The sequence below is a fragment of the Streptomyces sp. SID14515 genome, assembly GCF_010548505.1.
GTDB lineage: Bacteria > Actinomycetota > Actinomycetes > Streptomycetales > Streptomycetaceae > Streptomyces > Streptomyces caviscabies.
Window position 1 is genome coordinate 15,531 of record NZ_JAAGMH010000040.1, and the last position, 13,075, is coordinate 28,605.

Consider the following 13,075-nt stretch of genomic DNA (forward strand, 5'->3'; position numbering starts at 1 on the left):
GGGTCACATGAGGCTTCGCAGTCCGACCTCAAGGGCGAGGACATCGCACAGCAGATCAGGAACGGTCGGAGCGGCATCGACGTCCTTGCGGGCCTGAGCGAGTGCCTTCCCGTCAACGTAGCCGAGATCGACCAGGACGGATTCCTTCAGCATGTCGTCCAGCACGGGCAAACCGTAGGAGCGCAGCCCCTTCTCCAGGACAGCCAGAAAATTCTCCGGTTCGGTCGGCGACGCCACGGACTCCGGCAGTCCCGCCAGCCCGATCCGCTCGCGGAACAGCGCCTTGCCTCGCTTGTGCTCGTACGGCAGTTGCTCCATGAACCGGATGATCCGAGGGTGCGCGAGCGGGCTCACAGGCCAGACTCCGGACCTCAGGAAACCGGGGTTGTGCATCCCGAACGCTATCAGGGTCGGCACTGGCAGGACGGGGATGGGCGCCAGGTGCTCGTTCACCTCGGCCAGGGCCCGAGCCGCCTTCGGGCCGAGCCACGGAACGGGTTCCGGCATGGGCAGTTCCGCGTTCGTTCTGGAGTGGTGGGCATTGACCTCGTCCCCTCCGCTGCCGGTGAACATGACCTCGCAACGCCGCGCGGCTGCCTGCTCCCGTACGACGTCGAAGGCTTCCTGGTAGAACGCTCCAGCCGGATCGTGGGGCCGACCCAGAGCGCGCACGCCACCGGGGCAGAACGGCGGGTGCTGCGTTGCGGGTATGGCCGTATCTCGGAATCCGCAGTGATCCGCGTATGCCTGGCGGCGGACTTGCTGCTGCCTGCCGATGCTTCCCCCGACCAGTAAGCCGAAGCTGTGCACCTGCGGGAGACGCGCCGCCTTCACGGCCAGGGCAACGTTGCCGGAGTCCGCACCGCCCGACAGTTCGACGCCCACGCAACCCGCAGTGTTCGGTGCTTCGCGGATCACGTCGGTCAGCAACTCGTTCAGTACGGCGAGTGGATCAACGCCGGGACGCAGCGTGCGCGGCTCCAGAACGTGCTCGGCAGGTTCCGGGTAGTGGATGCCGAGCCCGGAAACGTTGAACGTGGCCGACGCCCGCTCGGTCAGGCGGTAGACACCCTCGAACAACGTCTCGGAGGTGTAGCGATGTTGTCTGGCAAGCGTCCGGGCCACGACACGTGGCACCAGGCGATCAGCCGCCAGATGCGGCCCCAACTCTGCCACGTCCCATGAGGCATGCAGCTCGCCGGCCTTCTCCACCAGGAACAACGGGGCTGTACCGAAGACGCCCGCCGTTAGACGTACTTCCCCGGCCGCCATGACGACCTCGACGAAGTCGGCGTCGCCTCGCTTGCACTCCTTCACCGTCACCCGTACACGCGGCGTCTCGTCACGGACCTCCATGACCAACGTGGACACATTCGCGGGCTCGATCCAGCTTTCGCCGTTGACCCAGCGGCCCCCTTCCGGCCTCCACCGGAGCTCTCGGAGATCCGCCAGGCGTAGACGCATCGACAGCATGCCGTCCCCTTCCGAAACCGTGCGGCGGGGCGGGACCACGAACGACCCCGCCCCGCCTGGCGTCAGCCCTGGATCACTTGGAGCAGTGGTCACCGTTGTTGTCGCCGCCGCCGGGCATCTTGTCGAGCAGCGTGGCCTCGACGGCCGGAACGCCAGTGATCAGGTCGCCGGCGAACAGTTCGTCCACGTTCATCTCGTTCTCCTCTTACGGTTGAAACGGACTCCGCGGCTGATGCTGCGGGGTTGAACCCGTCCGGCTACCGGTCCCTTACGAAGAAGGCTGGCCGGACGGGTGCCCACCGCCTCCTGCAGTGGGCCCTCCTTCGCCACGCGTGGGGCGGAGTGTGTGACGACGGAGGAATTAGGTTGGGGCTGCGACCGCGCCCAGTACGAAGCCGATCGACAGGGAGATCGAGGTGATCAACAACGGTCCGGCGAAGCGGTCGGCGACTGCAACCAGCCGCCGAACAGACACCCGTTCTCCTCGCGCGCTGCGGCGCGCGGCCACGGTGTCCCGATGGCCGGTACGACTGGGTTGCGGGCGCTGGCGGGGTCGGGCCGCGTTCGATCCCGGCTGCGGGTCGGTGCCCTCGTAGGTGTCGACCCTCAGCACTCCGTCCTAGTCCAGCTCTTCGGTCAACTGGGCCGGTCGAGCCCGCGCTTCGCTTCTCATTTGTCTGTACCCCAGCCCTTCAGACGATTCTTGAAGGACGGCATGAGCGTCTCCCTCATCGCGTTGCTGCAGCAGGAGGGCCCAGCCCCTACTGGCTCGAGCACTCACTGGCTTAAGCCAGTTGAGCATGCAGCGGGAGGGGCCGTCAAGCATCTGGCTTGAGCCAGTTGCTAGGCTGTCGGCATGACCCCGCCCGAGCCCTCTGCTCAGCAGCCGGCAAGCAGACGCATTGCAGAAGAACTACGTCGGCGGATCCGCGCCGGAGAGATCGCGGCTGGAGAAAGGTTGCCTTCGGAGCGCGCACTGGCCGAGGAACATGGGGCCGCCCGCAACACAGCGCGCGAGGCTGTGCGACTGCTTGCGGAGCAAGGTCTGGTGACGGCCAAGCACGGGCGGGGGGTGTTCGTGCGCGAACCCCAGAAGCTGTTCAGGTTCGGGAGTGATCGATACTCGATCAAGAACCGGGAGACTGGGCTGACCCCGTTCCGGCTGGAAGCGCAGCGCCAAGGCAAAGTTCCCAGGATCGAAGTGCTGTACATCGAGCGCGAGGTTCCGCCGCTCGACGTGGCGGAACGGCTCGGCGTGCCTTCGGACGAACACAGCGTCGTGCACCGGGAGAACCACTACTTCGCGGACGACGAACCCATTCAGATCGTCTCGACGTATCTCCGGTGGGATGAAGCCAAGGACACTCCGCTCATGCAGCCCAAGACCGGTAAGGACGGCATCTACGGGCGGCTTGAGGATCTAGGGCACGTCATGACGCGAGTCCGTGACGAGATCAGCGCGCGGATGCCGACGCCAGAGGAAGCCCGGACCCTCCAACTGCTGCCAGGCGTTCCGATCCTGGAGTTGCTTCACACCAGCCTTGACCAGGACTTGCAGCCGTTCGAGGTCTCCAGGTACGTACACCGAGCCGACCAAACAGGGCTGCTCTACGAACTGCCGGTTGAGTAGACGGCGATAGAAGGGGACACCCATGCCAAGGGCCATAGTTCGCCCACGTGAGTCACGTGACCTTGCAGAGGCGGCAACCGTTCTCACCGCCGTACACGAATCCGACGGGTACCCGGTCGAAGGGGTGGAGGCCCCAGAAGCCTGGCTCTCTCCAGAAGGGCTTCTGACGGCATGGGTCGCCGAACTCGATGGAAATCTGGTGGGGCATGTCGCCATCAACAGCCCTCAGCCGGGGGAAGAAGTGGCCCGCATCTGGAGGGAGAAGAGTGGTGACGACAACTCCGGCATCGGTGTCCTGGCCCGACTTTTCGTGGCGCGTGAGGCGCGTAAGGAATCTGCCGGAAAACAGCTTGTGGAAGCCGCTACGACCTACGCCCGCAAGAGACACCTGCGCTTGGTGCTGGAGGTCTTGACGAAGGACGCCGCCGCGATCCGCCTTTACGAGCGCCTTGGCTGGCAACGCATCGGTGAGACCGTCCACACTTTCGACGGCAAGCAGGTCGACGCCGTCTGCTTCGTGGCACCCGCCTGAGGACGAGAGCTGTCACAGGTTTCTCCACCTCATCAAGGCACCCGACTCTGGCCTCGCCCGCTCCTGCTGCCGGGCCAGCTCGTTGAATGCCCGCTCGTTCACCGTTGTCTCCCGGTACAGGAGTGCGAGGGGCACCAGCCACGGAATCCAGCCTGGCCACCCATGCCCACGCACCACCACGCTCAAGATGGCGAACGGTATGACGGATATGCCGAGCACGGCAGCTGCGCCGTGCTGCGCCATGAAGGGAACGCGACTGTCCGGTCTGTACGGAATATCCCTGCGCCACAGCATCGGGGTCCCCACCGGTCCGGAATCGAGTGCGGTGATTCTACGGATCAAAGCCAACCGTGCGGGATGGTTGCCTACCACCGACAGGGCCACATGGGGGCCCTGCGTCTGCGTGCAGCAGTTGAACGCCGTGACCCGATGACCGTGCCCGATCAGCCGGGAACCGACGAGGAAGCAAGGACTCTGACGGACAGGACGCACGAGAACGGCCCCCGACCGAAGCTGCTGGTCGGGGGCCGTTCATCTGCGGTGGGTGTGGGATTTGAACCCACGGTGACATCGCTGCCACGACGGTTTTCAAGACCGTTCCCTTAGGCCGCTCGGGCAACCCACCCCGCGTCGGCGGTCCCGTCGCTGTGCAAGCCGATGGGCCGTCAGGCCCGGGTGGGGCCGGTCGACGCGTGGGACAGCCTAGCCGGTCAGCTGTCGCCCTCGCGCTGGCCCAGGGTGACTTCGGCGGTGGCCGTCTTGCCGTCGCGCTCGTACGTCAGGGTCACCTTCTCGCCCGGCTTGCGGGTCCAGATCTCGCCGATCAGGGTCGGGCCGCTGTCGATCACGGTGTCGTTGAACTTCGTGATCACGTCGCCCGCCTTGAGGCCCGCCTTGGCCGCCGGGCCGTTCGGGGTGACGGCGGGGGTGCCGCCCGCGCCCTCGGCGGAGATGGCCGCGCCGCCCGTCTTCTCCTCCATCGTCACCGTCGCGCCGATCACCGGGTAGACCGGCTTGCCGGTCTTGATCAGCTGCTCGGCGACGTTCTTGGCCTGGTTGATCGGGATCGCGAAGCCGAGGCCGATGGAGCCGGCCTGGGACTGGCCGAGGCCGCCGCCGGTCGACTGGATCGCGGAGTTGATGCCGATGACCGCGCCCGTCGCGTCCAGCAGCGGGCCGCCGGAGTTGCCCGGGTTGATCGAGGCGTCGGTCTGCAGGGCGCTCATGTAGGAGTTCTTGTTGCTCTGGCCGTCCCCGGACGCCACCGGGCGGTTCTTCGCGCTGATGATGCCCGTGGTGACCGTGTTGGACAGGCCGAAGGGCGCGCCGATCGCGATCGTCGAGTCGCCGACCGCCACGCTCTCCGAGTTGCCGAGCGGGAGGGGTGCCAGGCCCGACGGCGGGTTCTTCAGCTTCAGCACGGCCACGTCGTAGCCCTGCGCCCGGCCGACCACCTCGGCGGCGTACTTCTTGCCGTCGGAGAAGGTCGCCGACAGTTCGCCGGACTCCGCGGCGGAGGCCACCACATGGTTGTTGGTGAGGATGTGGCCTTCCTTGTCGTACACGAAGCCGGTGCCCGTGCCGCCCTCGCCGTCGCCGCCCTGTGCGTCGATGGTGACCACGCTGGGGAGCGCCTTCGCCGCGACTCCGGCCACCGTGCCCGCCGGGCGCTTCAGGTCCCTCGGGGTGTCCGACGCCGAGATGGTCGTCGAGTTGCCGGAGGAGCCGTTGTCGTTGCGGTCGGCCGCCCAGTAGCCGAGAGCGCCGCCGATGCCGCCCGCGACGAGCGCGGCCACGGCCACGGCCGCCACCAGACCGCCGGCCCGGCTCTTGCCGTTCTTGCCGCCCGCGGGGTCCGTGCCGGGCGGGACCGGAGCGCCCCAGACCGGGCCGTGGCCGCTGCCGTTGCCGATACCGCCGGACGCGTGACCGGACGCGTGACCGGCGTCCCCGCCGGCGTACGACGGGACGGCGGGCGGGGGCGGCGGCCAGGAGGCGGCGCCTGCGGGGAGTTCGGACGTCGCGCCGTACTCGGGTGCCGCACCGTACGGGGAGTGCTGGGGCGGCTGCGGGGGCGTCGGGTGCGCACCCTGGGCGTACGCGGGCGCTGCCGGGGAGGCGGGGGCGGCCGGGGAGCCCTGGTGCGTGGGGTTGTGGCGCGGCGCTTCGGCGTGCGCCGGGGCACCCGGGGCGTGCGGTGTGGTCTCCGTCGCGCCGGTGTCGTGCACCGGCAGGCGCGCGGTGTCCTGCGCGGGGTCGGGTGCCGCGTCGCGTGCCGTCCCGTGCGCATGGTCGTTCGCCGTCCCGTGCGCGACGTCCTGGGCCGGGGCCGCCGGCGGAGGCGTGGCTCCGTCGGTCGCCGGTTCGGGAGTGTCGGCCGGCACGGGAGGTGCTGACGGAACGGACGGCACGGCCGGTACCGCGTGGTCCTCGTTGCCCTCGTTCTCGGTGCTCACAGCTCTTTACTCCTCGGTTCCACTCGGCATCCAGTCGGCGTTCGGCAAGAAATCCGCTGTGCACGTGTCTACGGTCAGCTTTTCCCACAACACGTCGGGCCACTGTAAGCAGGACCTGTGCATCCGCACACCAATCTTTACATCCGACAAAACAGACCTCCAGGGTGACATGTGCTCAGCCACCCCCGTGGCGGTGACACCATGGCGCGGGTGACCCACGCACGGCAGCGCAGCGCGCACACCTCCATCCAGGTCATCGCCCACCGCGGGGCCTCCGACGACGCCCCCGAGCACACCCTGGCCGCCTACCGCAAGGCGATCGAGGACGGTGCCGACGCGCTGGAATGCGATGTCCGGCTCACCGCCGACGGCCATCTCGTCTGCGTCCACGACCGGCGGGTGAACCGTACGTCCAACGGGCGCGGCGCCGTGTCGGCCCTGGAGCTCGCCGATCTCGCCGCCCTCGACTTCGGCTCCTGGAAGGACCGCGAGGAGTCGCCCGACTGGGATCCGGTGCCGGGCGAGCTCACCTCCGTACTCACCCTGGAACGGCTCCTGGAGCTCTTCACCGAGGTGCGGGCCACCGGGCGGCAGTTGCAGCTGGCCATCGAGACGAAGCACCCCACCCGCTGGGCCGGGCAGGTCGAGGAGCGGCTGCTGCATCTGCTGAACCGCTTCGGGCTGGCCGATCCGCCCGCCGAAGATCCCTCGCCCTCGCCCATCCGCGTCATGAGCTTCTCCGCCCGCTCCCTCCACCGCGTCCAGGCGGCCGCGCCCACGCTGCCCACGGTCTACCTGATGCAGTTCGTCTCGCCCCGGATGCGCGACGGGCGGCTGCCCGCCGGGGCCCGGATCGCCGGGCCCGGTATGCGGATCGTGCGCAGCCACCCCGGATACATCGAACGGCTGCACAGGGCGGGGCACCGGGTGCACGTGTGGACCGTGAACGAACCGGCCGACGTCGAGCTGTGCGCCGAACTCGGCGTCGAAGCGATCATCACCAACCGCCCGAAGCAGGTTCTGTCCCAACTGGGCCGTATTTAGTACGGATGGTGACCCGCCACGCCCCCGACCTCGGCCGTTACGGGGTGTGCACCGGCGCATTCGCTGCGCGTTCGATCGTTACGAGTGCGTCACCGGCAGTGCGTTGGCCGGTTTCCGGTCCAGCCCAGTGGGGCATCCAACCCGTGGCGTGGGGCAAAGGAGGTCTCGGGGGTGGCGTTGGTGGTGGCACAAGAGGTGCCCGCGTCGTCGAGCATGGCCATTCCTCATGGCCCTGCCGGCGTGGGGCAGGCACGACACCGGATGCGTGAGCAGTTGCGCGGCAACGGGGTGTCCGACGCGGTCGTCGACGACGCAGTTCTGATCCTTTCCGAACTTCTCAGCAACGCCTGCCGGCACGGCAGGCCGCTCGGTCGGCACACCGACGTCGGCGACGGAGACATCCGCGCCGCCTGGCGGGTGGACACCGGCGGCGCGCTCACCGTGGAGGTCACGGACGGCGGTGGCCCGACCCGCCCGGTTCCGGCCACCCCTTCGGTGACGGCACGCGGCGGCCGAGGGCTCAACATCATCAGTGCGCTGGCCCAGGAGTGGGGCGTACGGGACGACTCGTCCGGCGAGGTCACCGTCTGGGCCCTGGTCTCCTCGAAGAAGCCGCCCGGCATCGGCGGCAGCGGAAACGGCACTGTCAATGGAAGCGGCTCCGACGCGAACGGCGTCGGTGTGAACGGCGTCGGCGGGCTCACCGGGTTCGAGGGCCTGGACCTCTCCGAGGCCTTCGACGACGTGGGCTGAGCGCACGAACGGCCAGGGCTGAACACACGAACAGCCAGGGCTGAGCGCACGGACGACAACGGCCGAGCACCCGTACGGCGTCGGCCGAGCGCTCGGACCGCACGGGCCGAGCGCGTACGTGGGCCGGGTGAGGCTCCCCGGGCGGCTAGGCTCGCGCCGAGTCCGCACTGTCGCAATCGGGAGAATGCCCACCATGGCCAAGAAGCGCCCTCAGTCCAAGGCCGGGAAGCAGCAGCTCAAGGACGGTGAGATCCCGGTCGTCGGGGCCCGTGAGCCCTGCCCGTGCGGATCGGGCCGCCGTTACAAGGCGTGTCACGGACGCGCCGCCGCCCAGGCCGTGACCGAGCTCGTGCACCGCCCCTTCGAGGGACTCGCGGGCGAGTGCGACTGGGTCGCGCTGCGCGAGCTGGTGCCCGCCGCCACGGTCGAACTGACCCTCAAGGACGGGCTGCCCGAGGGAGTTCCGTCGGTGACGCTCGCCACGGTCCTGCCGATGGCCTGGCCGGCGCTGCGCCGCGACGACGGTTCCGTCCTGCTCGCCCTGCAGAACGACACCTCCTCCGGTGACCTCAGCCGCGATCTCGCGGACACCCTCCAGCGCGCCCTGGAGGCCGAGCCCGGCTCCCCGGTCACCGCCCGCCGCGTGCCGGCCGACGGTCCGCGCCTCCAGGACCTCCTCGCCCCGGACGCCGCTTTCGAGCCGGACGTGCACTCCGGGTTCGAGTTCTGGGTGCCGGACGCGGAGAACGCCACGCCGGAGGTGTCCGCATCGCTGGAGCGCGCGAACGCCGCCGCGATCCCGACGACGCTGCTGTCCGGCGTCGACGCCGCGTACTGGTGCGAGACCCCGGAGAAGAACCACCTGCGCTGGGTCATGCCGCACCCCGAGGAGCAGCTCCTCGACGCGCTCGCCCGGCTGCACGCCGCGGGCACCTCCTCACTCGGCGACGACACGCGGTTGGTCGGCTCGTTCCGGGCGCACGGTCTCGTCGTCCCCGTCTGGGACCTGCCGAGCTCGATGGGCGCCGAGGCGTGCGAGAAGCCCGCCGTCGAGTTCGCCGAGCGGCTGGCGACGGCGCTCGCGTCCGACGCCCCGCTCACCGCCGAGGAACGCCGCGCCCGGGGCGGTCTCACCAACCGCCAGGTGACCCTCAGCTGACAGCGGCCACCGGGCGCCACGGACGGTGACCCGCGTCACAACTAGCCGTACTCGTAAGTAAATCGGCGTCCCTACAGGCGAGATCGAATTTGCGAACGGCAGATCTCTTGTTACGGTTCTAGAAGCCCGGTCGCTGGTGCATCCCCCGTCGCCAGCGACCGGGCGTCCTCGTTTCCGGCTGCGGCCCGCCCTGTGACACCCCCGGGCGCGGCGGCCGTACGCCCCTCTCGCACCCCTCTTGACCCGCCCCGGTCAGTCCTCGGCGCCCGGCGCCCGCTCGGATCCGGCGCGGAGCAGCAGCGGCGCCTCGTCCACCGGCCCCGCGCCCACGAACTCCGCGACCGCCGTGGTGGACCGGGGCGCACCCGAGGAGGGGATGCGCGGCGTCTCGCAGATGCCCGGCTCGTCGTGCGCGGCCGGTGCGCAGTGCAGCTGCACGGTCCGTCCGGCCGGGCCCATCAGCGTGAGCACGGACCGGAGTTCCTCGCCGGTCGTGTTCCGGTAGTAGGTACGCGCCCAGCTCTCGCCGTCCTGGGTCATCACACAGGTCTGCGCCTCGACGCCCTCCGGTGCGACCAGCTCGGGGCCGCACCGCGCGACCGCGCCCGTACGGTCAAACTCGGGCAGGGAACCGGCTTCCGCGCTCATTCTCGATGGCGATTTCGGCAATCCCGAAGAATAGGAGTCGGCAGCTCCTTCTGCGGATAGCCCATCAGAAACCTTTGGGCCACGACTTTCTGGCGATCCGCCAGAAGATTTCGCGTCGGCCGGTGCAGCGGATGGATCAAAGGCCGGGGCAAAGGCCGGGTCGACCGATACGGCATCCGGGTCGACGGCCGGATCCGCGGAAGCGACCAGCGGAACGAGACACCCGAACACCACGGCTGCCGTGAGACCGATCATGCGGAGATTCATGGTGGCCCCACCTGGCGACTGCGCGGAATTCCTGAGGACGGGGCGACGATATCGGCGGAATGCGCGCCGCCGGGCCGCCCGGCACCCGTTTACCGCGGATCCGGTCCGGCTCACACCCGTTCGAGTGAGCCGGACACCCGCCCGCCCGCTCCCGAGGCGTCAGTGGGCGAGCCTGCTGCCGCCGCCCGGGGCGCCGGTGCTCGCCTCGACCAGGGCGTCCAGGACCGCTTCGACGTCCGGGAGCCAGGGCGCCGCGACCGCCGGAGCCTCGCCCTTCGTCCGCCCTCGGGACACCGGGGCGGCGGCGGAGGCCCCCAGCGGCGCGGGGGGCCGTTCCCAGCGGACCTGGCCCGTGCCGGTGCGGGACGGCGGCAGGACGAGGTAGCCGCCCTCGCCGTGGAACCGGAGCGAGCTGGGCACCCAGTCCTTCGCGTACAGCAGTTCGCCGAGCCGTTCCAGGGAGTACGGGGCCACCAGCAGCGACCACCGGGTGGGCGTCGCCACCACGGGGCCGAGCCGCATGCCGAGGACGTCGAGGGCGCTCAGCGCTCTGGCGCCGGCCACGGCGGGCAGGCTCACCGCGCAGGGCGCACGGCCGCCGGTCGCCAGCATCACGGGCGCGGCGGGGCGGTTGGTCCACCACCAGCGCACCATGCGCTCGTCCGTGGTGGCCGCCAGCAGGCCGGGCTCGAAGGGGTGTGCGCCCGGTACGGCGCAGTCGGGTTCGGGGCAGGCGCAGCCGAGGCCGCCGCTCTCGCCGTCCGGGGTGGCCCGCGCCGTCCCCACTCCGGGGACCACGGGCCATTGCCACACGGTGGCGCAGGTCAGGGCCGCGTCGAGCCGGGCGGTCCCCTCCTTGCGCCGGAGCCGGAGCCTGCGTCGCCTTCCGAGGATCTCGCGCATGAGCGCTCGTTCCTTTCCGTTGAACGCCGAGTCCACATGACAGCACGCGTGCGTGACACCACGTGCGTATCTCTTCGCTGTGCGTACGTGCTCATCAGTTCTGCGGTACGGGCGTGCCGTCGATACCGAGCGTGAGCCGAGCCGAGCCGAGTGGAACCGATCCGAATAGAACCGATCAAGAACCGATCTGGGGTGGAACAGAGCCGAATCGAGCAGAGTCGAGCGGAGTCGAACCGAACGGGGCCGAACGGACCGAGCGGAATCGAACTGACCGAGCGGGTCGTGCTGCCCTGGCGGAGTCGTGCGGGTCGAACCGAGCGGGTCGAGCCGGGCCGGCGATCGCTGGGCGAGGGCGGCGTGCGCCTCGCCTGCCGTCCCGGGTGCGAACCCCGCCGTCCGGGGCGGGGGCGTCACCTTCACGGGTAAGGACGCCCGAACCCGCTGCCGGGTTCCTCGGCGATCACAACCGCACCCGCGCATCACCGTTTACGTACCCAGCATGCCCGGAATGACGCTCCTCCGGCGACTTGACCCCGGAGGTACCCCTGTTGAGCAGCCCCAGTCGATCGCAAATAGCGTCCATAGGGTGCATTTTTTGGCCAAGTTAGCCGACACTTGGAGGGCACGAATCGCCCGGTCCCCGAAGGGACAATGCTGGACATCGGGTTACTTGTGCGTGTACATGTGGATGCATTGATAGTGGCGCAGAATCACATGGGGGTTTGCGATGCTATTCGACGAATCGCACCGGTCGGAAAGCTGGCTGCCATGAGCGCCCCACACCTGCCGAAAGTGGCTGGAATCGATCCAGAGGTTCCGGTTTCAACGCACACTTCCGCTCCTCTGACAGAGGTCCCGGGACCGCCCGGAGCCTTCATCCAGGACCGGCTGGCGGGCTGGGTCTCGGACCTCACCACCCTGCACGAACTCACCGAGCGGCTGGCCGGGACGAGCACCCTCGACGACGCCCTGAACGAGCTGCTGCGCGCCGGAGCCGCCCTCGTCGGCGCCCGCCGCGGCCTTCTCGTTCTGGAACCGGCGCACGGCGAAGGCCCCTCCGCCACCCTCGGCCTCGGGCTCTCCCACGCCGAGCTCGGGCACATCGAGACCGTGCCCCGCGCGGCCACCGCCCTCGGCCGCGTCCTCGACGGCGCGCCGGGCACCGCCGACGGGGTCACCAGCCCCGATCTGCTCGGCGAGCAGGACCTGGACCCCCGGCACCGCGAGGTCGCCGTCCGGCTCGGCTACGCCGCGAGCTACGCCCTCCCGCTCTCCTCCGAGGCGGCCGGCCGCCTCGGCGCGGCGCTCTGGCTCTACGACGAACCGGCCGAGCCCGCACAGAAACAGCGCCACCTCGTCGGCCTCTACGCCCGCTACGCCACCGAGCACCTGGCCCGGCTGATCGAGCTGGAGCGGGCCCGCGCGGACGTCGCCGCAGTCGCCGAGGAACTGCTGCCCAGCCGGCTGCCCCGGATCTCCGGCGTCCAGCTCGCCGCCCGGCACCGCACCGGCCCCCGGGGCGGCGGCGACTGGTACGACGCGCTGCCGCTGCCCGACCGCACGCTCGGCCTCGCCGTCGGCTCCGTGGGCGGGTCCGGACCGAGCGCCATGGCCGCCATGGGCCGACTGCGCGCCAGCCTGCGGGCGTACGCCGTGATGGAGGGCGAGGACCCCGTCGCCGTCCTCTCCGACCTGGAACTGCTGCTGCGGCTCACCGAACCCGCGCGGACCGCGACCGCCCTGTTCGCCTACTGCGAGCCCGCCACCCGCAAGGTCGTGCTGGCCGGAGCCGGGCACACCCCGCCGCTGGTGCTGGGCGAGCGGCGCTGCGAGTTCGTCGAGACCACGCTCTCCGCCCCGCTGGGGATGCTCGCCTGCTGGGAAGCGCCGAGCGTGGAGTTCAGCCCCGCACCCGGCGAAACGGTGCTGCTCTACACGGACGGGCTGCTGCGCCGCACCGGGGACCCGATGGACCGCGCCTTCGCCCGGCTGCACTCCGCCGCCGCTTCCGTGCCGAAGGCGGGCCGGCACGATCCGGCGGCCGTCGCCGACCACGTCCTGCGCACGATGCTCCCCGACGGCCTCGACCGGAGCGATTCCGCCGAGGACGTCGTGATCCTCGCCGCCCACTTCGACTGAGCACCCGCCCCGACCGACGCCGAGAGCTCTCTCCGGTAACAGGTCCTTCGGCCCTGGGCCCCCTTCCGTAC

At 70.0% G+C, this 13,075-nt stretch carries 10 protein-coding genes and 1 tRNA gene; 6 read left to right on the top strand and 5 right to left on the bottom strand.

What is annotated here, in order from left to right:
* Positions 1-3: 3 nt before the first annotated feature.
* Entirely contained in the window at positions 4-1,473 is a 1,470-nt protein-coding gene (locus G3I54_RS07400) for an asparagine synthase-related protein (RefSeq protein ID WP_203685640.1), read from the bottom strand.
* A gap of 856 nt (positions 1,474-2,329) precedes the next feature.
* Here G3I54_RS07400 and G3I54_RS07405 point away from each other — a divergent pair.
* Positions 2,330-3,103, top strand: a complete 774-nt coding sequence (locus tag G3I54_RS07405) for a GntR family transcriptional regulator (RefSeq protein WP_164612310.1) — start codon at positions 2,330-2,332, stop codon at positions 3,101-3,103.
* Positions 3,104-3,125: 22 nt separating this feature from the next.
* On the top strand, positions 3,126-3,635 hold the full coding sequence (locus G3I54_RS07410) for a GNAT family N-acetyltransferase (RefSeq protein ID WP_164612312.1): 510 nt from the start codon (positions 3,126-3,128) through the stop codon (positions 3,633-3,635).
* 538 nt (positions 3,636-4,173) lie between these two features.
* Here the strand turns inward: G3I54_RS07410 and G3I54_RS07415 are convergent.
* Both G3I54_RS07415 and G3I54_RS07420 read right to left on the bottom strand, forming a co-directional pair.
* Positions 4,174-4,260 (bottom strand) — tRNA-Ser (locus tag G3I54_RS07415).
* A gap of 85 nt (positions 4,261-4,345) precedes the next feature.
* Entirely contained in the window at positions 4,346-6,091 is a 1,746-nt protein-coding gene (locus G3I54_RS07420) for a trypsin-like peptidase domain-containing protein (RefSeq protein ID WP_164612314.1), read from the bottom strand.
* A 201-nt stretch (positions 6,092-6,292) separates the two neighbouring features.
* Here G3I54_RS07420 and G3I54_RS07425 point away from each other — a divergent pair, with 201 nt between their 5' ends.
* From G3I54_RS07425 to G3I54_RS07435, 3 genes are all read left to right on the top strand, one after another.
* Positions 6,293-7,135 (top strand): glycerophosphodiester phosphodiesterase, encoded by an 843-nt coding sequence (locus tag G3I54_RS07425; RefSeq protein WP_164612315.1) that lies wholly within the window; start codon positions 6,293-6,295, stop codon positions 7,133-7,135.
* Between the two features lie 84 nt (positions 7,136-7,219).
* Entirely contained in the window at positions 7,220-7,888 is a 669-nt protein-coding gene (locus G3I54_RS07430) for an ATP-binding protein (RefSeq protein ID WP_164612316.1), read from the top strand.
* Between the two features lie 193 nt (positions 7,889-8,081).
* A complete protein-coding gene (locus G3I54_RS07435; RefSeq protein ID WP_164612317.1) occupies positions 8,082-9,047 on the top strand; it encodes a DUF5926 family protein in 966 nt (321 codons plus the stop codon).
* A 252-nt stretch (positions 9,048-9,299) separates the two neighbouring features.
* Here G3I54_RS07435 and G3I54_RS07440 read toward each other — a convergent pair whose 3' ends face one another.
* Positions 9,300-9,695: a hypothetical protein gene (locus tag G3I54_RS07440; protein WP_164612318.1), complete on the bottom strand. Its 396-nt coding sequence runs from the start codon at positions 9,693-9,695 to the stop codon at positions 9,300-9,302.
* Between the two features lie 426 nt (positions 9,696-10,121).
* Positions 10,122-10,865: a bifunctional DNA primase/polymerase gene (locus tag G3I54_RS07445; RefSeq protein ID WP_164612319.1), complete on the bottom strand. Its 744-nt coding sequence runs from the start codon at positions 10,863-10,865 to the stop codon at positions 10,122-10,124.
* Positions 10,866-11,516: 651 nt separating this feature from the next.
* Between G3I54_RS07445 and G3I54_RS07450 the strand changes: the two genes are divergently transcribed.
* Positions 11,517-13,004: a PP2C family protein-serine/threonine phosphatase gene (locus G3I54_RS07450; protein ID WP_203685641.1), complete on the top strand. Its 1,488-nt coding sequence runs from the start codon at positions 11,517-11,519 to the stop codon at positions 13,002-13,004.
* Positions 13,005-13,075 lie beyond the last annotated feature (71 nt).